Origin of the sequence: Sulfitobacter sediminivivens, assembly GCF_042611115.2 — a bacterium.
GTDB classification, from domain to species: Bacteria; Pseudomonadota; Alphaproteobacteria; order Rhodobacterales; family Rhodobacteraceae; genus Sulfitobacter; species Sulfitobacter sediminivivens.
In genome coordinates this window covers 67316-86804 of sequence record NZ_JBHGAR020000008.1, presented here as the reverse complement: position 1 = coordinate 86804, position 19489 = coordinate 67316, and the positions used below count along the sequence as shown (strand labels likewise).

Annotated in this window: 18 protein-coding genes; 9 read left to right on the top strand and 9 right to left on the bottom strand. The window is 56.0% G+C overall.

From position 1 onward, the window contains the following. Positions 1 to 116: 116 nt before the first annotated feature. Positions 117 to 1145, bottom strand: coding sequence for a D-xylose ABC transporter substrate-binding protein (gene xylF / locus ACEWL3_RS10365; RefSeq protein ID WP_386183339.1), 1029 nt, complete (start codon positions 1143 to 1145; stop codon positions 117 to 119). 202 nt (positions 1146 to 1347) lie between these two features. Between xylF and ACEWL3_RS10360 the strand changes: the two genes are divergently transcribed. Together ACEWL3_RS10360 and ACEWL3_RS10355 are read left to right on the top strand one after the other, a co-directional pair. Further along, positions 1348 to 2622: an ROK family protein gene (locus ACEWL3_RS10360; RefSeq protein WP_386183341.1), complete on the top strand. Its 1275-nt coding sequence runs from the start codon at positions 1348 to 1350 to the stop codon at positions 2620 to 2622. After that, entirely contained in the window at positions 2619 to 4103 is a 1485-nt protein-coding gene (locus ACEWL3_RS10355; protein ID WP_386183343.1) for a CRTAC1 family protein, read from the top strand. Before ACEWL3_RS10360 ends, ACEWL3_RS10355 begins: the two co-directional genes overlap by 4 nt. Here the strand turns inward: ACEWL3_RS10355 and ACEWL3_RS10350 are convergent. Next, complete coding sequence (locus ACEWL3_RS10350) at positions 4100 to 5425, bottom strand: cytochrome-c peroxidase (RefSeq protein ID WP_386183484.1); 1326 nt, start codon at positions 5423 to 5425, stop codon at positions 4100 to 4102. The genes ACEWL3_RS10355 and ACEWL3_RS10350 overlap by 4 nt on opposite strands. A gap of 216 nt (positions 5426 to 5641) precedes the next feature. Here ACEWL3_RS10350 and ACEWL3_RS10345 point away from each other — a divergent pair, with 216 nt between their 5' ends. Further along, positions 5642 to 6424, top strand: a complete 783-nt coding sequence (locus ACEWL3_RS10345) for an inositol monophosphatase family protein (RefSeq protein WP_386183345.1) — start codon at positions 5642 to 5644, stop codon at positions 6422 to 6424. Here ACEWL3_RS10345 and ACEWL3_RS10340 read toward each other — a convergent pair. From ACEWL3_RS10340 to ACEWL3_RS10315, 6 genes are all read right to left on the bottom strand, one after another. Then, positions 6412 to 7485 (bottom strand): ABC transporter ATP-binding protein, encoded by a 1074-nt coding sequence (locus tag ACEWL3_RS10340; protein WP_386183347.1) that lies wholly within the window; start codon positions 7483 to 7485, stop codon positions 6412 to 6414. The genes ACEWL3_RS10345 and ACEWL3_RS10340 overlap by 13 nt on opposite strands. A 9-nt stretch (positions 7486 to 7494) precedes the next feature. Continuing rightward, a complete protein-coding gene (locus ACEWL3_RS10335) occupies positions 7495 to 9708 on the bottom strand; it encodes an ABC transporter permease (RefSeq protein ID WP_386183349.1) in 2214 nt (737 codons plus the stop codon). Between the two features lie 2 nt (positions 9709 to 9710). Next, entirely contained in the window at positions 9711 to 10733 is a 1023-nt protein-coding gene (locus ACEWL3_RS10330) for an ABC transporter substrate-binding protein (RefSeq protein WP_386183351.1), read from the bottom strand. A gap of 95 nt (positions 10734 to 10828) precedes the next feature. Then, positions 10829 to 11422 (bottom strand): histidine phosphatase family protein, encoded by a 594-nt coding sequence (locus tag ACEWL3_RS10325; RefSeq protein WP_386183353.1) that lies wholly within the window; start codon positions 11420 to 11422, stop codon positions 10829 to 10831. Positions 11423 to 11476: 54 nt separating this feature from the next. Beyond that, positions 11477 to 12589, bottom strand: a complete 1113-nt coding sequence (locus tag ACEWL3_RS10320) for a Gfo/Idh/MocA family protein (protein ID WP_386183355.1) — start codon at positions 12587 to 12589, stop codon at positions 11477 to 11479. Between the two features lie 7 nt (positions 12590 to 12596). Then, complete coding sequence (locus ACEWL3_RS10315) at positions 12597 to 13307, bottom strand: GntR family transcriptional regulator (protein ID WP_386183357.1); 711 nt, start codon at positions 13305 to 13307, stop codon at positions 12597 to 12599. A gap of 113 nt (positions 13308 to 13420) precedes the next feature. Between ACEWL3_RS10315 and ACEWL3_RS10310 the strand changes: the two genes are divergently transcribed. From ACEWL3_RS10310 to ACEWL3_RS10285, 6 genes are read left to right on the top strand one after another with little or no spacing between them, the layout of a single operon-like run. Further along, positions 13421 to 14575, top strand: coding sequence for an LLM class flavin-dependent oxidoreductase (locus tag ACEWL3_RS10310; protein ID WP_114879553.1), 1155 nt, complete (start codon positions 13421 to 13423; stop codon positions 14573 to 14575). Continuing rightward, positions 14575 to 15465 (top strand): aldo/keto reductase, encoded by an 891-nt coding sequence (locus ACEWL3_RS10305; protein WP_386183360.1) that lies wholly within the window; start codon positions 14575 to 14577, stop codon positions 15463 to 15465. Before ACEWL3_RS10310 ends, ACEWL3_RS10305 begins: the two co-directional genes overlap by 1 nt. Then, positions 15466 to 15981: a flavin reductase family protein gene (locus tag ACEWL3_RS10300; RefSeq protein WP_386183362.1), complete on the top strand. Its 516-nt coding sequence runs from the start codon at positions 15466 to 15468 to the stop codon at positions 15979 to 15981. Further along, positions 15981 to 16562 (top strand): TRAP transporter small permease, encoded by a 582-nt coding sequence (locus ACEWL3_RS10295; protein ID WP_386183364.1) that lies wholly within the window; start codon positions 15981 to 15983, stop codon positions 16560 to 16562. The genes ACEWL3_RS10300 and ACEWL3_RS10295 overlap by 1 nt, the downstream gene beginning before the upstream one ends. Next, a complete protein-coding gene (locus ACEWL3_RS10290) occupies positions 16563 to 17852 on the top strand; it encodes a TRAP transporter large permease (RefSeq protein ID WP_386183366.1) in 1290 nt (429 codons plus the stop codon). Between the two features lie 31 nt (positions 17853 to 17883). Next, positions 17884 to 18942: a TRAP transporter substrate-binding protein gene (locus ACEWL3_RS10285; RefSeq protein ID WP_386183368.1), complete on the top strand. Its 1059-nt coding sequence runs from the start codon at positions 17884 to 17886 to the stop codon at positions 18940 to 18942. A gap of 67 nt (positions 18943 to 19009) precedes the next feature. Here ACEWL3_RS10285 and ACEWL3_RS10280 read toward each other — a convergent pair whose 3' ends face one another. Next, on the bottom strand, positions 19010 to 19480 hold the full coding sequence (locus ACEWL3_RS10280; RefSeq protein WP_386183370.1) for a tetratricopeptide repeat protein: 471 nt from the start codon (positions 19478 to 19480) through the stop codon (positions 19010 to 19012). Positions 19481 to 19489: the final 9 nt, after the last annotated feature.

Here is a 19489-nt window from a genome sequence, read left to right as displayed (position 1 = left end):
CAGAATGTTCAGGCTGACAATGTCCGTGATGCGAAATGGGCGAAGGGGGTGGACCCCGCCCGCAAGCGGGGTCCCGTGTTGGTCAGTCGAGCCGACCAAACGCTTCGTCAGTGCACTTAGTTACAGGGGGCTGGACCGTCTGATACGCCTTGGCAGAGTGCCTCGACCGTGATCCAGCCCGCATCCGTTACGACCGACAAGTTGGCCGCTGTGATCGGCACGGGTGCCAGGAACATCGAGTTCATTTCGGTGCCACCTGGTGAGGTCCATTTGGTTGAACCGTCAATGGTTGCCGTGCCATCAGCTGCCAAAGCTGCGGCAATCTCGCCTGCGGCTTTGCCCAGTTCACGCGCATCTTTCCAGACCGACACGGTTTGGGTGCCAAGTGCCACCCGGTTCAGTGCTGCGTGGTCGCCATCTTGGCCGGACACTGGAATGCCTTCCATGCCTTGGGCTGTCAACGCGGCCACTGCACCACCGGCGGTGCCGTCGTTGGACGCCACAACAGCATCAACCTTGTTGTCGTTGGCGGTCAGGATCTGTTCCATGTTGCGCTGTGCGTTCGCTGGCAACCAACCGTCTGTATAAGCCTCATCCACGATGGTGATCGCGCCGCTGTCGATGGCAGCCTGCAGCACTTCTTGCTGACCACCGCGCAGGAAGTCGGCGTTTGGATCGGTGGGTGAGCCCTTGATCATGACGTAGTTGCCTTCGGGCTGTGCTTCGAGCACGGCGCGGGCCTGCATCCGGCCAACTTCGACGTTATCGAACGTCAGATAGAATGCGCGGCTGTCTTCGATCAGGCGGTCATATGCGACCACTGGAATACCTTCTGCATCTGCGGCGTCAACGGCTGGGCCAATGGCGGCAGCATCTTGCGCCAGAATGATCAGCGCATCGGCACCTTGCGCAATCAGGCTTTCAACGTCTGACAGTTGCTTGGCGGAAGATGATTGTGCGTCGGCTGAAACGTAGGTTGCGCCAGCCGCCTCAAGTGCAGCTTTGATCGCAGCTTCGTCGGTTTTCCAACGTTCCTCCTGAAAGTTTGACCAGCTGACGCCGACGGTTACGCCGTGGCCGTCCGCAAATGCGGCGCTTCCGAAACCAGACACTGCGACCGCAGCCGCGATTACATATTTGTTCATTGTTATTCCTCCCATAGGTGTGTCCTCTGTATCAAACAGACAACGAGCCTTGCGACTCACTGCCCAGATTGCACATATTTAATTCAGTTTGCAAAGTAAAAAATAACCGAAATTGGAAAAAAACCACAAAAAGGCTTTCCAAACTTGGTTTTTGCCGTCAATATCCTCTGAAATACGCTGCGCAGGCTTGGATTAAATTCAAATGATGAAATATATAGACGACACAGGGACCAAGACCTCGAAACTGGCCGGGTGTGGCCCGTTATTGCAACGCAGCAAGGCCAGCGATGCACCGCTCAGACAGCAGGTATTCCAGCATGTAAGGGCCAGTGGGCGTGCCGCACGTGCCGACATTACGCGCGCATTGGACATCAGTGCAGGCAGTGCGACAACGCTTACCGCAGACCTGATTGCCTCTGGCATCTTGCGCGAAGTGGAGGATCAGGCGCGCGAACAGGCCCGCGGGCGTCCGCCCGTCGCATTGGAGGTCGTGCCGGATGCGGCGTTTGTGATCGGGATCAAAGTGTCGTCGAAACGGCATTCGGCCGTTTTGGCCGATTTCGCCGGCAATGTTGTAAACACAGCAACGGCTAAGTCATCTGGAAAAAGGCGCAGCGCTGCACAGTTGCTTGATGAAATCGCCGCTTTGATTGAGCTTGTGCTGAAAAATGGTGGAATGCGGGCTGCTGACATTGATGCGGTTGGCATCGGTGTGCCGGGCATCGTTGATCATGCCAGTGGGCTGATTATCTGGTGCTCTCTTTTGCAGGACACAAATCAAGACATCACTGCGGGGTTTGCCAAACGGTTCAACATGCCGCTTTTCCTCGATAACGACACCAACATGCTGACCCTTGCCGAATTGTGGTACGGCGATGGGCGCGACATGACCGATTTTGCCGTCGTGACAATCGAAAATGGCGTTGGCATGGGGTTGGTGGTCAACAATCAGCTTTACCGCGGGACACATGGCGTGGGACTTGAGCTTGGCCATACCAAAGTACAGCTTGATGGAGCGCTTTGTCGTTGTGGTCAGCGCGGATGTCTGGAGGCTTATCTGGGGGATTATGCCCTGACCCGAGAAGCCGCAACAGCGTTGGGGCCCGATGTTGTTGAAGGCAAAGACCCCGAGGCGTTGCTGGCGTTGTTGTTTCAACATGCAAAGGCCGGAAATTCAGCCGCTGAGACGATATTCAACCGTGCGGGTCGCTATCTTGCTGTTGGGCTGTCGAATGTGGCACAGCTTTTTGATCCGCCGTTTATCATCCTGTCTGGGGATCGGATGCAGTATGATTATTTCTATGCGGATGAGGTATTTGCAGAAATGCAAAAGCTGACGTTGTCTGATGTGCGCCAGCCCTGCAAGATTGTGGTCCATGATTGGGATGATCTGGTATGGGCACGCGGCGCGACAGCACCGGCTTTGGCCGCACTCACCAACACAATGGCCGGTGGTCTTGAGATGCCTGGCGCATGAAATACGCGGCATATCTCATGTGTCTGATGGCCTGGCCAGCCGTTGCTGATCCGAAATTTGTAAACAGATCGGATCAATTGCCGACCCATATTTATGATGGCGGATGGGAACATTTTGTCGGCGGTGGGTTGGCTGTTTTTGACTGCGATGACGACGGATTGGCGGACATTTTTGCGGCAGGTGGTGAAAATCCGGCAAAAATGATCCGCAATGAAGGCGACTTCACGTTCTCAGAGGTTTCCATTCCCAAGGTGGTGGGGGCGACCGGTGCCTATCCGATAGATCTGGACGCCGACGGTTTGATGGATCTTTTTGTGCTGCGCGTTGGTGCCAATCGCATCCTGAAGGGGCAGGGCGCATGCCGCTTCACCGATGCGACAGAGACGATGGGCATTCCGCCGGCAGACAGATGGAGCACCGCGTTCACTGCATGGTGGGAAGACGGCGCGGATCGCCCCACCTTGGCGATTGGCAATTATGTTGATCGGACCGACCCTGACGGGCCATTTGAGGCTTGCGATGACAATGTGATCCTGCGCCCCTCGCCGCAAGGATATGCCGAGAATGTTCTCACGCCCGGGTTTTGCCCATTGTCGATACTGGCAGCACGTGATGCGCGGGGCAGACCAACCCTGCGTCTGTCCAATGACCGGCACTATTACGTCAAGGGTGGCCACGAGCAGATGTGGGACATCGCAGACCATAGATATCTTGGCTCTGAGGACGGTTGGGAAAATGTCGCCCTATGGGGCATGGGGATTGCCAGCCGCGATTTGAATGCGGATGGCCGTGACGAAGTCATGCTGACCTCAATGGGGGATCAACTGTTGCAATTTGCTTTGCCGGATGGCCGCTATACAGCCGCAGATTATGCCATCGGAACCTATGCCCAACGCCCGCATGTTGGTGACGATGGGCGCCCCTCGACCGGGTGGCACGCTGAATTCGGCGATATTGACAATGACGGCCGCGCCGACCTTTTCATTGCAAAAGGGAACGTCGACCAGATGCCGGGCATGGCGACGCGCGACCCGAATAACCTGTTGATGCAGTCGAATGACGGCTCCTTTCATGAGGTGGCCGTGAGCGCAGGTGTCGCAACAACCGATCGGTCGCGGGGGGCTGCTTTGGTTGATTTTGATCTGGACGGGCGTCTGGACCTGATCGTGTCAAACCGCCGCGCTGCGCTTGAGCTATATCAAAATGTGACAGTGGAATTTGGCAACTGGATCACTGTGTCACTGCACCAGTCAGGCGGAAACCGCGATGCGGTGGGCGCAGTTATGACGGTGCGGTCGGCATCATCAACCCAAGCGCTGCAACAGGTGATTGGTGGTGGTCACGGTGGCGGTCAGATGTTGCCGCGCCACTTTGGATTGGGCGCTGACGTGAATGCGCAGATTGAGGTTGAATGGCCGGACGGCACCAGATCAACCCATCAGGCAATGGCGGGTGACCGGGTTCGTTTGACCAAACCCTAATCGACCCTTGGTACGGCCAATCCGCTGGGGACTGTTTTCGGGATACCCAAACGGCCTGTGATGGCCACCGGGTCCGTTAGCGTGTCAAGGAACGCCACCAGAGCGGCAATATCGCCGGGGGTCAGCGCGATGGGTTCGGCCTGAACTGCGACGGCGATTTGCCGTACCTGCACCGGGTCATCGAGCACTTTGAAATCCTCGGACTTGAAATTTGGGAGGACAGCCTGGGTGCGGTCATAGCGGGCCAAGCTTTCTGCCGGATTTGCGTGATCTTCAATAAACCGCGACAGATTGGTGTGCGCGCCCGCGTGTCCGTAAGGGGCGGTCAGAGCGATGTTACGCAAAGAGGGCGTGCGAAACGCAAAGCGATCTGTGGCGCGCCCGGTCACCCGAAAACGGCCCTCGTCGCGCTGATGGTCCTCGAACGTTGCGGCCTTGCCCGGCCCAATCTGTGGCGCGGCCATCGCGTGAAATTGGTGGTCGGTCAGAAATGGGCCGCCGTGGCAGGTGGCACAGCGCGCTGGCCCGAAGAAAAGTTCAAGACCGGCCTGTTGCTGGCCCTTTAGCGCGCGGGTGCCACGCAATACCTCATCAAAAGGCGCGGTATCGGAGCGCCATTCAAAGGCAATAAACGCCGCAATCGCATTGGCGATGTCCGTGAACGCAATTTCATCTGGCTGGCCGATATGAGGATAAACGGTGGCGAATTCGTCGGCATATGCGGGGAGTTCTGCTACGCGACGTGCCAGCATATCCCAAGCACCGTCCGGCCCGGTGATCCGCCCCTGCCGGACAAGGCGGGCAATGTCATTTTCGGCGTAGGAGCCTGCCATTTCATCACGGCTGAGGACCGGAAACATGGTCTGTGCAGCAAGAACAGATGCAAATCCGGTTTCCATATCGGCGTCCATCGGCGTGCGAATGCCACCGGGCCGGGTGGGATCCGCCTCAAGCCGACCATCGTGAAACAGCACGGTAAATTCGGTCGCTCCAAGGTTGAAGAGGCCGGGGGAATTGCGCGGAATACGGTCTTCGGGCAGGTTTTTGGGGTCTGCATGCCGATCGGGCCCAAGCCCGATCCCGCCATCGCCAAACGACAAAGACACGCCATCAGACGTGCCAAAATCGGGATGATGGCAGGTCGCACATGCCGTTTCCCGATTGCCGGACAGGATCGGATCGTAAAACAGAAGCTGCCCCAGCTTTGCCTCTTGCAGATCGACAGGCATGAATGCGGCATCATCGACCGGCGGCGGCAGGGTTTGCGCCGCGGCCAATGATACAATCGACAGAAATATCGCTGCGGCCAGTGGAAAATGCATTGATGGACCATGTTGGATAGGAGTGAGTGCGCGCATCAGCGCGCTTTGACGCAATATCACAGTTGCCATAATTCTGCGAGGCACCAAACCACCTTTTGCGACCAAAGATCAGAGCTGAAGCGGCATCTTTTCAACGTGGAAATCCTGATGAACCGCTGTAGTCTGATCACATTGGCATGCGCATATGGCGTCAGCCCAATCTAGGGAGCACTTGCTATGAATAACCGGGCGCAACAAGCCGTCGAAATCGCGACGGACGCTGGCGACTATGCGCTGGATTTTTTTAAACGTGTTGGGTCGTTGAAGATCGAAGACAAAGGCCATCAGGATTTTGTGTCAGAGGCCGACAAGGCGGTTGAGCTTTTGGTGCGCAAGGGCATTGAAGCGGCGTTTCCTGAGGATGGGATCGTTGGTGAGGAACATGCGCCAAAGCCGTCGGTTTCGGGATACACTTGGGTCATCGACCCGATTGATGGCACCACAAATTTCATCAACAACATTCCTGCCTGGACGGTGGTGATTGCGATTGTGAAAGACGACAAAACGATTGTCGGCGTGACCCGAGACCCCATTCACAACGAGACCTATCTTGCGGAACGCGGCAAGGGGGCATTTTTGAACGGCACACCGTTGGTCTGCCCGCCTGGCGCTGATCTCACACGCGGGACGGTTGGCACCGGATTTTCCAATCGGACCAGCCCGGACGGGGTCCGGCGCCTGATCAACGAGGTGCTCGATGCTGAAGGTGTATTTCACCGCAATGCCTCTGGCGCGCTTTCGCTTGCCTATGTCGCGGCGGGGCGGCTGCTTGGCTATGTCGAAGAACATATGAACGCGTGGGATTGTCTGGCAGGTCAGCTGTTGATTGCAGAGGCAGGGGGGCAGATTGAGCTGCAAAGCGCAGATGAGATGATCGTCAAAGGTGGGCGTGTCGTTGCAGGAAGTAAGGGGGTATTTGATGAATTGGTGCGGATCGCAGACGCCGCTTACAAACCCTGATCCTTGGGCAACAGAACCGGGCCGATCGCGTCGAGCCCAACGTTTATGGTGCTGCCAACGGCAAGCGGTTCATCGACGTTTTCACTTACCGCAAAGATTTCTCCAAAGCCTGCTTTCAGCGTATATTCCATACGGCTACCAACATAGGTTGCTTTTTCAACCTGCATCTCGATGCCATTGGCGGCCCCAAGTTTAAGACGTGTCGGGCGCACGGCAAGTTGTGCGGGACCTGACGACAGGCCGCGCGCGGGTAAGGTGTGTTTGAAACCAGCGATGTCAATTTCCGCGGTCTCGTTTTTTACCGAGATAACCTCGCAAGGGATGATGTTGGCCTCGCCAATAAAGTCGGCCACAAACCGATCTGCGGGGGCATCATAGAGCTGTCGTGGTGTCCCGATCTGCGCAATCCCGGCGTTGCGCATGACCACGATTTCATCTGATACCGCCAATGCTTCTTCCTGGTCGTGGGTCACATAAACCACTGTCAATCCAAGGTTCTGTTGAATTTCGCGGATTTCCTCGCGGACCTGACGCCGCAGCTTGGCGTCAAGGTTCGAAAGGGGTTCATCAAAGAGCAGAACTTGCGGTTCCAACACCAACGCGCGTGCCACTGCGACCCGCTGCTGTTGTCCACCTGACAACTCAGACGGCAACCGGTCGCCGTAACCTTTGAGACCGACAAGGTCCAACCCCTGCGCCGCGCGATCCTTAGTCTCGGATTTGTCAAAACCCGAAAAGCCCAAGCCGTAGGATACGTTTTCCATTACGGTCATATGCGGGAACAGGGCGTAAGACTGGAACACCATCGACACATCACGGTCGGTCGCGGGCAGCAATGTCACATCCCGGTCTCCGATCAGGATCGAGCCTTTGGTGGCCATTTCGAGCCCTGCAATCATCCGCAGCGTCGTCGTCTTGCCGCATCCCGACGGCCCCAGCAGCGTGACCAGCTTGCCCGCTTCGATCTCAAGATTGATGTTGTCCACGGCAACCACGTCTTTGCCATAAATCTTGGTGACATTGCGAAAGCTGACCGGCGACGCTTTGGAATTAATGCTCATTTCAGGTCCTCAAACATTGGGGTGCGATTGGGTCATGCGCCGCCCGATTTTTATGCGGCCAACCACTAATTGCATCAAAGTAACAACGCCCAGCATTACGAAAATCAGCGTCGTCGAATAGGCAATCGCAAGCCCGTAGTCGTTATTCTCAACCCGCCCAATGATATAGCTGGTGGCCATATCGTATTCGGCTGATACCAAGAAAATCACCGCAGAAATGGCCGTCATCGCGCGTACGAAACTGTAGACGAGGGCGGCCAGAATTGCCGGGCGCAGCAGCGGCAGAATGACCCGCCGGAATGTCTGCCAAGAATTTGCGCCAAGGGTCAGTGACGATTCATCCAGTGATTTATCAAGCTGCGACATCGACGCGATCCCGGCCCGCACACCCACCGGCATGTTGCGGAAAATGAAGCTGACCACCAGAATGATGCCGGTCCCGGTGATCTCAATCGGGGGCACGTTGAAGGCCAGAATATAACTTACCCCGATGACCGTGCCGGGAATGGCAAAGGACAACATCGTGCCAAATTCAAAGGCGTTCTTGCCTGCGAAGGTTTGGCGCGTCAGCAGATAGGCGGTGATCAACCCCACAATCGCGGTGAGTGGAGCTGCAATCGCTGCAATTTTTAGCGTGGTCCAAAAGCTGTCCCATGCGGCACCTGACCAACGAATGCCCGCATCCTCAAAGCGGAAAGAAAACGCGGTGACGTAGTGCTTGAATGTCAGCGTGTTGTTGACGCCCCACAGTTCCACCACTGAGCCATAAAAGATCATCGCATAGATCACGACTGTGAATGCGGCCCAGATCATCGCGAGGACAAGAACCGGGATCGACAATGCGCGCGGCATATGTGGATGCACGCCGCTGTCGCCCTTGCCCGATACGGTGGTGTAGCTCTTTTTCCCGAGCCAGAACCGCTGTGCGTAGAACGCGCCAAGCGTAAAGCAAAGCAGGACCATGGCCAGCACCGCCGCTTTGCCCTGATCATATTGTGCGCCGACGATGGCAAAGAATATCTCGGTCGAGAGCACGTCATAATTGCCACCCAAGACCAGCGGGTTGCCAAAATCGGCCATGCTTTCAATAAATCCCAGCAGGAATGCATTTGCTAAACCGGGCCGCATCAACGGCAACGATACCGTTTTGAACACCTGCCATTTTGATGCGCGCAGCGTTTGTGCCGCTTCCTCCATTGAGGGTGATACGCCTTCGACGACGCCGATCAGGACCAGAAAGGCGATCGGGGTAAAGGCCAGAACCTGCGCGATCAGAACACCAGGTAACCCATAAAGCCACCGTGTTGGTTGGGTGCCAAACAGTTCCGAAAAGTACACATTCACCGACCCCGAGAGGCCAAACAACAAGATCAGCGCAAGGCCAATCACAAAGGGTGGCGTGATGATCGGCAGGACAGTCAATGCCCGCAGTGCGCGTTTGTACCGGAACCCTGACCGGGTCACGACAAGCGCGAAAACCAACCCCAGTGCTGTGGTGAGAAACCCAACCATGACGGCCAAAAACAATGAATTCCACGCGACACCGCACTTTGCGCCCCAAAGGCAGCCAAGGCCCCAGAGCCTGTCATCAAAGAATTTCGAGGCAAAGACCGCAATGGAATATCCACCGTCTTCAGTGATGAACGCCGCTGTCAGCATCTTGGCGATGGGGAAGAAAACAAACACGGTTACGATCACCACAACGCCGCCAATCGAGCTGACAACGAAGACATCGCCATTGATTGCACCACGTGCGGCGATGCCTTGGGTGAAGAGGAACAGGAAGGCTGAGGCGACGATCAGTGCGCCATAGCCCATGCCGAATTGCCGGTCGCCAAGATCGCCATAAAGCGCCGAGGCCCATTCGAAGTTCCAACCGCGAATGCCAATTGCAAAGCCCTGCAAGATCAACCAGCCAAAGCCAAAGGCCCCGGCAAGGATCAGGATTTTCGCGTAAACAGGATCTGTCTTGCGCTTTTTTAGCACTGCAAATGGGGCCAGCAGAGGCACGATCAACGGGGCCAGCCACAGCTTTTCGCCTTGGGCAATCAGGAACGCGCCGGGGGCATAATCAGCGTCAAACGGATAGCCGTCCGTGAACCATTCAAACGTGAAAAAATCCTCCACCCCGTACCAGGGGAGGAGGAAAAAGCCGACCAACCCGGCGATGATCCAGAAGACCAGAACCGAGTTGGACGTTTGCTCAGATGTAATGGTGCGCATTTTTACTGCGGCAGCACAGACACCTCATCGTCCCACTTTTTCAACAACCGCTTGCGTTCATCGGATGAACCATAGGTCTTGAAGTCGTAGTCAATCAGTTTGATCGAACTCATGTCAGGTGCGCTTGGCGAGGTTTCCGCACCGACATTTGAGGGCACCTGAAACGCCTTCACCTGAAGGGCAAGATTCTGTGCTTCAGCGCTGAGCGCCCAGTCGTAGAACTTTTTGGCCTCTTCCATATTGCGCGCGCCTTCGACGATCGACATAGAGCCGATTTCATAACCAGTGCCTTCGGCGGGTGCGACCACCTTGACCGGGAAACCGGACACCGCCTGGGCCACAGCGTCGTGCATGAATACGATGCCGATTGTGGTCTCACCGCGCCCGGCGGCCTTGATCGGGGCAGAGCCGGATTTGGTGTACTGGTTGATGTTCGCGTGCAGGCCTTTCATGTAGTCAAAGCCGCCGTCTTCGCCAAATAACTGCACCATCGTCGCCAAGGTCGTATAGGCGGTGCCGGATGAATTTGGGTTCGCCATCTGAACGTGACCCTTATATTCAGGTTTGGTCAGATCGGCCCAGGACGCCGGTTCAGGCAAGTTGTTTGCGGCCAGCAGATCGGTGTTATAGCCATAGCCCAAAGCGCCTGAATAAATGCCAATGGTTCGGTTGCCGGCACTTTCAGCCTGAGAGATTGCCCAAGGATGCAATTGGTCACGCATGGGCGAAATATATTCTGCGGTCAGGCCTTCTTCTGCTGCCTGCAAATGCGGATCACCTGTGCCGCCCCACCAGACATCGCCCTTGGGGTTTGACGCCTCTGCCTTGATCTGTGCAAAGGTTTCGCCGGATGATTTGCGGGTCATCGCAACGTCGATCCCTGTTGCATCCTGAAAGCTGTTGGCCATCAACTGGCACCATTCTTCTTGCGCGCTGCAATAGAACGTCAGCTTTTCTGCCTGCGCGCTTCCTGCGGCTGCAAACGCGAGCGCGGACGCACCCAACATCAATTTCAGTGTGTTCATCGTAATTCCTCCCAGAGCTTTTTTCTTTTTGTGACCTTAGGTTAAGAACCGGCACGCGATCTGGCAACAGAATTGTGAAGGCGGCCGTTGGCGGTTCAACGGGCCTGTGCCGCCAAGGCTTCAATTGTGCGCCAACCGGAATTGGGTGTTTGATTGGCGTAGGTGAGTTCGAAAAATGACCCACCGCCCGGTGACTGATCATGGTTGCGGCTGATCGGCAGGTTCGCCAGATGACAATAGAGCAGGGTGCCAACCGCCCCGTGACCAACAAAAAGAATGTCACCGTCGGTCGCAGAGGGCAGGCTGTCAAAAAACGCGGCCACGATCCGCGACTGCGCCGCCCTCGCTGTTTCCCAGCCATGATAGCTGATCGTCGGATGGGAAAAGAATTGGTCCGCGGCGGTTTCAAATGCGTGGCTGGGCAAATAGCCGGTCGCGCTACGGTCGTTTTCATGCATGTCTTCGCGCACGATGATGTCGCATCCCAAAGCCTCGGCCAAAGGCTCGGCTGTTTCGCGCGCTTTGGTTTCTGCGCTGCTGATGATGGTCGTTGTGCCGGTCAATGCGCCAGAGCTGGCAAGCGACACCATGCGGGAACGGCCAAGGTCACTGAGCGACCATTTGCGCACATCCAGTTCAGGATCAATCAGGACCTGTGGATGGGTGATATAGCGTATCTTACCAAGCATGATCATCAATTGCTGAATGATGGCTGGCCGCACAAACCGTGATCTGCATCCCTCTCACTTTGCGAACCAATCAGCCAGTTCAACAGCTTTACCTGTCTGCGCACTTTGCTGGGCTGCAAATCCCATCAACACCGCTTTTTTGCCATCGTCGAGACTGACGCCGGGCGCATCAAGCTCACCGCGCACCAATTTCAGAAACAACTGGTGTTGATAAAAGGTCGATCCGTTGTGATCGCCTGCGTCGAGCAAAGCGGGATCAACAGGGATCGGGGTGGTGACCGGGCCGCGCGGGTCGCGGGGGCTTTCGATCAGCAAAGGCGTCGGTGGGGCACCCAGATGTTCCGGCCAGAACCGCCCCGGACCTGGCACCTTGGCTTCGAGCTTGCCCAGTGGCCCGACGGCCGAAATCTCTTCCTGAAACTCCGCGCCTTCCGCGAACATGCACAGATCCAACATCGCGCGCGCGCCGTTCTCAAAATCAACGATGACAAAGCCATTGTCGATGATATCTGAGTGCAAGCCATCGTAGGTCTCATCCAGATGGTTTACGTCCTGTGCAGCCGAGGCCATGATCCGCACCGGTTCTGCCCCGATCAGCAGCCGCATCAGGTCGAAGAAGTGACAACACTTTTCAACAAATGTCCCGCCCGTCTTGGCATTGAACCGGTTCCAATCGCCGACTTTGGTGAGGAACGGGAAGCGGTGTTCACGGATCGTCAGCATCTTGATCCCGCCGGTGGCCTGCACCACCCGACGAGCAAATGCAGCAATGGGCGGCATAAAGCGATATTCCATAGCGACCCAGACGGGGGCAGGGTAATTTCGCTCAAACTCTTTTAACGCGGCAAGATGGGCAATGTCGGTGAACAAAGGCTTTTCCACAAGAATGGGCAATGCGCGGATGGTCGCGATTTCGCAAAGCTGGTCCATATGGCAAAAGTTTGGACTGGTGATGACCAGACAATCAACATCGTCTTGGGCCAAGAGTTCGACCAGAGAGTTGACAGGCCGTGCGCCGGGGGCCGTTTCAAGGGCAGAGGCCGCCATTTGCGTGTCTGGTTCAAAGATCACTGTGACCCTTGCATTGTCCAGCAAAGCGATGTTGCGCAGGTGCTCGTGGCCCATCATGCCGCAGCCGATCATGCCGTATCTGATTGTGTTACCCATGAATTTCTCATTTCAACCGTTGAACGTATTGTGCCTGTTTGGTGTCAAACCACGTGCGCGAGTATTCGACCGGCATCGGTGCATCTGCCCAGCTGAGCCGTTCGATAAATCCAGTTGTTGTGGTGGGGCGCACCGGGAAAAGGGTGGGGGCCCAGTTGGGTACCGCGTCGATACTGACGTAATCTTCGGCGCGCGAAATCCACAGATCCAGCTTGGTGCGGTAATGATGATAAAGGGACTCTGACAACCCACCGGCGGTTACGATTCCCGCGCTTTGATCCAGCCAGATTTCTTCGATTGCGACAATTGTATCATTCAGATAGCGCAAACGGCGGATGCGGGTTGCTTTAGTTGATGTGCCAAATTCAGGCAGGTCGTCCGGTTTGGTCAGCAAGGCCACATCCAAGACATCCGCCCGGGGCAAGCCACCACCCTTGCGCAATTCGAGCCGGAACATGGCATAGACACTGTCGACCGCATCGCCCTGTCTGATGTAATTGCCAGACCCTTGTATGCGTTCCAGCAAGCCCTTTTTTTCAAGCTCATTGAGCGATTTTCGCAAGGTTCCGACCGATACATTGAAGCCCGCTGCCATCTCTCTCTCTGGTGCCAGACGTTCCCCGTTGATCAATCGCCCTGATGCAATTTCGCGCATCAGGAACTCGCTGATTTGCACAAACCGGGGCAAGGCGTGCGGTGGGTGGTCGGTATAGGCCATCAAAGGTCTGCCTTTCAGACAGGGCGCGGTTTGCGAAATTGATACACTATTGATCTACATCAATTCGGGTGCTACGCAATACTTAAGTGAGAACCAATGCGCGGAGAACCCTGATGTCTGTCGTCCCCATCACCTCGGCTGATCTGACCGCGACGGAGGTGTCCTGGTTTTCCGCGTTATGCTCTGATGATTATCAATTCCTGGGTGTCCCTGATGGTGCATTGCGATCCAGTTGGGAGCATTGCTCGAACATCGTGAAGACCGCCGAGGCGCAGGGTTTCCGAAATATCCTGTGCCCGTCATCCTATCAGGTGGGGCAGGATACGCTGTCGTTCGTCGCGGGCTGTGCGCCGATCACCGAAACGATCAATCTGCTTGCTGCTGTGCGCTGCGGCGAGATGCAGCCGATCATGCTGGCCCGGACATTGGCAACCCTTGATCACATGCTCAAAGGTCGGCTGACGGTGAACATCATCAGCTCAGATTTCCCCGGTCAGAAAGAAGACAGCGCTTATCGCTATCAACGCTCTCGTGAGGTGGTTGAGATCCTCAAGCAGGCCTGGACCCAGGACGAGATCAACCATCACGGTGAAATATACAATTTTGAAGGACTGACCACCGATCCGGTCAAACCCTATCAAACGGGCGGTCCGCTTCTTTATTTCGGAGGGTATTCGCCACAGGCTTTAGAACTCTGCGGACAGCATTGCGATGTCTACCTGATGTGGCCCGAAAAGATCGAAGAGTTGAAAGGCCGGATGCAGGCGGTCAACGCGGTTGCGCAAAGCCATGGTCGCACGCTGGACTATGGGTTGCGGGTGCACATGATCGTGCGCGACACCGAAGCGGAAGCCAAGGAATATGCCGATCATATCGTGTCCAAACTGGACGATGAATACGGCCGCATGATCCGTGACCGCGCGCTTGATTCCACCTCGCTTGGTGTGTCGCATCAGGCCAAGAACCGCGAGTTGGCGGACAAATTCGGTTATATTGAACCAAACCTGTGGACAGGTGTGGGCCGCGCGCGTTCGGGATGTGGTGCGGCACTGGTCGGGTCAACGGATCAGGTTTTGTCCAAAATCGAAGAGTATAAAAAGATGGGCATCCGCGCCTTCATCTTTTCGGGCTATCCGCATCTGGATGAAGCAGTGCATTTTGGCAGTCGCGTTTTGCCCCAGTTGGAAACCTGTTCTTTGCCTCAGGTCTATGGCCGGGTTCCCGCAAACACACCCATGACACCCCTTGGCGCTGGAGATCGTACATAATGGAACGCGTAGCCCTGAATAAAGATTTGAGCTTTAGCCGCATCATCTATGGCATGTGGCGCGTTGCGGACGACGCAGACACATCACCGAGCCATGTCGAGGCCAAAATTCAGGCAGCCTTGGATCAGGGCATCACGACCTTTGATCAGGCCGATATCTACGGCGGCTACACGGCTGAGGCGATTATGGGTGGCGCGCTGAAAGCCAATCCAGCGCTGCGTGCCCGGATGGAGATTGTCAGCAAATGCGACATCGTGGTGGATGCAGGGCGTCATGCGGGCGCGTCGGTCAAGCACTATGACACCTCAAAGGCGCATATCAACGCCAGCGTGGATGCATCGCTGGCTGATATGGGCACAGAGCATATTGATCTTTTGCTGATCCACCGTCCCGATCCGTTTATGGATCATCACGAAACCGGCGCTGCATTGGATGCTGTTGTGGCATCTGGCAAAGTGGGTGCCATTGGGGTGTCGAATTTCAAACCATGGGATTGGGAGCTGCTGCAATCAACGATGACCAATACACTCGTCACCAATCAGATTGAGATCAGCTTGGCTGAAATCTCTCCCTTCACAAATGGCGATCTGGCGTTTCACCAGCGGATTGGCACGCATTTGATGGCATGGTCGCCACTGGGGGGCGGATCATTGATGACCGGTCAGGGTGCTGTGGCAAAAGCGATGGACAAGGTCGCCGCCGATCAGGGCGTTGACCGTGCCGCCGTTGCCGTTGCGTTCTTGTTGGCGCATCCGGCGAAAATCCTGCCAGTGATGGGCACCAACAACATCGACCGCATCAAAGGCATTTCAGATGCGTTGAAGGTCAAGATGGATCGTCAGACATGGTTCAAATTGTACGAGGCGGCTTTGGGTTGCGAGGTTGCGTAAATGGCGGATGGAGGTTCAGAAATGATGATGCAGGCGTTCAAACCGGACCCCACGAACACCCGCGCTTTGCGTGACGCCTTTGGGCGGTTTGCCTCGGGCATCACCATTGTCACCGCAGCGTCAGACGATGGTCCGGTCGGGATCACCGCCAACAGTTTTTCTTCGCTGTCGCTGGACCCGCCTTTGGTGTTGTGGTCGCCTGATGCGAAATCGCGGCGGTTTCCGTATTTTGCCGCCGCAAAACATTACGCCATCCATGTGCTGGCGGTGGAGCAAGAAGCACTGTGCCACGGGTTTTCCAAATCTGCCTTTGCATTTGACGGGCTGGACATGAACATAAGCGCCAACGGCGTGCCGTTGATAAAAAATTGCCTTGCAAGATTCGAGTGCGAGCAGCGTATAGTATACCCCGGAGGCGATCATAAGATTGTTGTGGGGGAAGTTATGGCAGCAGAAATGCGCGATGGTGACGCGCTCACTTTCTTCGCGGGTCAAATCAGATCGTTAGAAGGGTAATGCTCAGCATCGTCACATATCTTGCTCATTTCAATCGGTTTGTGCTGCGCATCGGGCGCGGCGTCGGTGCGTTTGCAATGGCGGTGATGGTGCTGGCGATCCTGATACAGGTCGTCTTTCGGTATGGGTTCAACAACGCGTTGCCCTGGCCGGACGAGGCCGCGCGGTTCTGCATGCTGTGGATGACCGGACTGATGGCACCGACTGCGTTTCGCCGTGGTGGGTTTGTGGCGATTGATATGTTCGGTCGCGCGCTGCCATCCTCAATCGGGCAAGTGCTGAACCTTGTGCTGCTGCTGATCAGCCTGCTTGTGCTGATTGTTGCGGTTCAGATCGGTTGGAACGAGGTCACAGGATTTGGCGGTCGGTTCAAGACCGCGGCGCTTTATCTGCCCACATCTCTGGGGTTTGACACATGGTTTCGGATCCCGCGCTCTTGGATGATGGCATCGCTTCTGGTGGGGGTTGTCCTGCTGACGCTTGTGAACATCGAACTGATCTTGCGTGCTTTTTTCACGCTCCTTGGCAAGGGAGGCACCCTGCCGCCGGTTGCCTTTCGTGCCAAGACAGGAGCCGAGTAAATGCTGGTCTGGTTCCTGCCTGTTTTTCTGGTCTTTCTGTTGGTTGGTCTGCCGGTCTTTTTTGGCCTTTTGGCGGCTCCGGGTTTGCTGCTTTGGTTGAACGGTCAGGAAAAAGACATCACCCTTCTTTATCGTAATGTTTACAATGGTATGGACAGCTTTCCCTTGATGGCGATCCCATTCTTCATGCTGGCTGGTGAGCTGATGAACAAAGGTGGCATCACCATGCGTTTGGTCGAATTCTCCCAAGCGTTGATGGGTCATCTGCGCGGCGGCCTAGCCCATGTGAACGTGCTGTCCTCGATGCTGTTTGCCGGTCTGTCAGGATCTGCGGTGGCTGATACATCGGCACTGGGGTCGATGCTGATCCCCGCGATGGAAAAACAGGGCTATACCACCCGGTTTGCGGCGGCGATTACGGCGGCCAGTTCTGTAATTGGGCCGATCATTCCGCCTTCTGGCATCATGATCATCTATGCCTATGTCATGGGCGAAAGCGTGGCCGCGCTGTTTCTTGCGGGCATCGTTCCCGGTGCCATGGTCGGGATAGGACTGATGGTCATGGTCAAATTCATGGCCGACAGGTACGATTTCCCGGTTGCCAGCCGCAAGTATTCCTGGGGCGAACGGGGCCAGGCCAGCCTCAAGGCATTCTTTCCGCTGTTAACGCCAGTGATCATTCTGGGCGGGATCTTGGCTGGTGTTTTCACACCGACTGAAGCTGCTGCCGTCGCGGTCGCCTATTCCCTGATCATCGGGTTTTTCGTGTTGCGCACGCTGACCATAAAGGAAATCCCTGACATCCTGATCCGTGCTGGTCTGACGTCTGCTGTCGTCATGTTGCTGGTGGGGGCGGCGATGGCGTTCAAAACGGTGGTCAGCCTGAGCCATACCCCCGAACATCTGGCGGAATTTGTGCTGACGCTTTCCAAGGACCCGCTGGTCTTGTTGTTCCTGATCAACCTTCTGCTTTTTGTGGTTGGCATGTTCTTGGATGCCGGTCCTGCGATCATCATTCTGGGTCCGATCTTGGGTCCAATTTTTGTGAGCCTTGGTGTCGATCCGATCCATTTTGCCATCATCATGAGCGTGAACCTGACCGTGGGACTGGCGACACCGCCGATGGGACTGGTGTTGTTTGTGGCCTCCGCAGTGTCAGGTGAACGGGTCGAAACCATCTCAAAGGCGATCCTGCCGTTCTTGGCGGTTGAGGTCATAGTGATCTTTCTGATCACCTACATTCCGGCACTATCGATGACGATCCCGCGGTTGACGGGTTTCGCGAATTAACAAAAATAACTGAGTATCCAGGGAGGAAATCATGCTCAAGAATGCGATCAAATCACTCACCCTCGCGGCAATGCTTTCGGGCGCTGCCGTTTCGGCGATGGCGGCGGATTATAAAATCCGGGCGACCGCAAACTCCAATGAAAACGACGAAGATTATGATGGTCTGGTGGTGTTCAAGAACTACGTCGAAGCGGCATCGAATGGCGCGATCGAAGTGGAGCTTTTCATCGGGACCCAGCTTTGCTCAAATGGCGCGGAATGCCTGCAGGGTGTGGCAGATGGCACAGTCGATGTGTACATCTCCACGTCTGGCGGCGCGTCGGGGATTTTCCCTTATGTGCAGGTTCTTGATCTGCCGTATCTGATGGCAGATGACCGGATTGCCGAAAGCGTATTGTCGGGCGATTTTACCCGTAAGATGCGGGCCATGGCCCTTGAGGATTCAGACAATTCCATCCGTCTGATGACCATTGGCAACACCGGCGGCTGGCGCAACTTTGCCAATACAAAGCGCCGGGTGGCTGAACCTGCGGACATGGCGGGTCTGAAAATCCGCACTGTGGTTGCCGACTTGCCGCAAGAGTTGGTCAAAGCGCTTGGTGCGTCGCCAACGCCGATCCCTTGGCCCGAGCTTTTTACGTCTTTCCAGACCGGGGTTGTTGAAGGCTCCAAAAACGGCATTACTGACATCATGGGCATGAAGTTCCCCGATGCGGGTCTGCAATATGTCACGCTGGACGGTCACGCCTACATGGGTGCGCTGTGGTGGATGAACAACGAGAAGTTCATGGGCATGCCAGAGGATATGCGTCAGGTTGTGAATGATGGATTCTATGCCTTGCAGCAGGCAACCTTTGCGTCACCAAAACGTAAATCCATTGCGGCTTACGAGGAATTTGTCGCGGGGGGTGGTGACCTTTATGTACCAACACCAGAGCAAAAGGCCGCGTTCAAAGAAGCGGCTTCGCCTGTTTATGATTGGTTCAAAGGCAATGTCACACGTGGCGATGAGATTTTTTCCGCTTTGACAGAAGCCGTTGCCGCGGCTGAGGCGGATGTCAGTGCCGCACGGGCCGCTGACCTGAACTAGCCTTAGCGGTGATGATATCAAAATGGGCGGCAACGCCCATTTTCTTTGCCCGACAGTGGGGCATCCATCACCGAAACGGATACATCCAGACCTTGTAGTCAGCGATCAGGACATGCGCTTTATCGATCTCTTCGGGGGTCATCTTTTTGACCACCTCTTCCAGACTGATCGCGGCATCGGGGTCGCCGCCTATGGCCGAGAGTGTGTACCACATATAGGCCCGGACGAGGTCGGGCGCGGGCAGGCCGCGGCCAACCTCGTAGTACCAGCCGATCCCCGATTGCGCGCCGGGATGCCCCTTGAGGGACGCGCGCAGATACCATTCAAAGGCGCGCTGATCGTCGCGCGTCACGCCAAGGCCCATCGCGTACATCACACCGATCAACTCCTCGGCGTCCGCATTGCCGGACCGGGCCGCTGGCCACAGTGCCTCTTTGGCCTGGGCAAATTTACCCGCCTCCATCAGATCGCGCGCTGCTTCGATGTCAGCAAAGGCAGGCACCGCCATCAGCAGAAAACCCATCAGTATCTTGTGCATCTGCTTACT

Bases quoted from the DNA above. Each gene is read 5' to 3' on its own strand.
- xylF (WP_386183339.1), bottom strand. From the start codon at position 1,145: ATGAACAAATATGTAATCGCGGCTGCGGTCGCAGTGTCTGGTTTCGGA.
- ACEWL3_RS10360 (WP_386183341.1), top strand. From the start codon at position 1,348: ATGATGAAATATATAGACGACACAGGGACCAAGACCTCGAAACTGGCC.
- ACEWL3_RS10355 (WP_386183343.1), top strand. From the start codon at position 2,619: ATGAAATACGCGGCATATCTCATGTGTCTGATGGCCTGGCCAGCCGTT.
- ACEWL3_RS10350 (WP_386183484.1), bottom strand. From the start codon at position 5,425: ATGCATTTTCCACTGGCCGCAGCGATATTTCTGTCGATTGTATCATTG.
- ACEWL3_RS10345 (WP_386183345.1), top strand. From the start codon at position 5,642: ATGAATAACCGGGCGCAACAAGCCGTCGAAATCGCGACGGACGCTGGC.
- ACEWL3_RS10340 (WP_386183347.1), bottom strand. From the start codon at position 7,485: ATGAGCATTAATTCCAAAGCGTCGCCGGTCAGCTTTCGCAATGTCACC.
- ACEWL3_RS10335 (WP_386183349.1), bottom strand. From the start codon at position 9,708: ATGCGCACCATTACATCTGAGCAAACGTCCAACTCGGTTCTGGTCTTC.
- ACEWL3_RS10330 (WP_386183351.1), bottom strand. From the start codon at position 10,733: ATGAACACACTGAAATTGATGTTGGGTGCGTCCGCGCTCGCGTTTGCA.
- ACEWL3_RS10325 (WP_386183353.1), bottom strand. From the start codon at position 11,422: ATGCTTGGTAAGATACGCTATATCACCCATCCACAGGTCCTGATTGAT.
- ACEWL3_RS10320 (WP_386183355.1), bottom strand. From the start codon at position 12,589: ATGGGTAACACAATCAGATACGGCATGATCGGCTGCGGCATGATGGGC.
- ACEWL3_RS10315 (WP_386183357.1), bottom strand. From the start codon at position 13,307: ATGGCCTATACCGACCACCCACCGCACGCCTTGCCCCGGTTTGTGCAA.
- ACEWL3_RS10310 (WP_114879553.1), top strand. From the start codon at position 13,421: ATGTCTGTCGTCCCCATCACCTCGGCTGATCTGACCGCGACGGAGGTG.
- ACEWL3_RS10305 (WP_386183360.1), top strand. From the start codon at position 14,575: ATGGAACGCGTAGCCCTGAATAAAGATTTGAGCTTTAGCCGCATCATC.
- ACEWL3_RS10300 (WP_386183362.1), top strand. From the start codon at position 15,466: ATGGCGGATGGAGGTTCAGAAATGATGATGCAGGCGTTCAAACCGGAC.
- ACEWL3_RS10295 (WP_386183364.1), top strand. From the start codon at position 15,981: ATGCTCAGCATCGTCACATATCTTGCTCATTTCAATCGGTTTGTGCTG.
- ACEWL3_RS10290 (WP_386183366.1), top strand. From the start codon at position 16,563: ATGCTGGTCTGGTTCCTGCCTGTTTTTCTGGTCTTTCTGTTGGTTGGT.
- ACEWL3_RS10285 (WP_386183368.1), top strand. From the start codon at position 17,884: ATGCTCAAGAATGCGATCAAATCACTCACCCTCGCGGCAATGCTTTCG.
- ACEWL3_RS10280 (WP_386183370.1), bottom strand. From the start codon at position 19,480: ATGCACAAGATACTGATGGGTTTTCTGCTGATGGCGGTGCCTGCCTTT.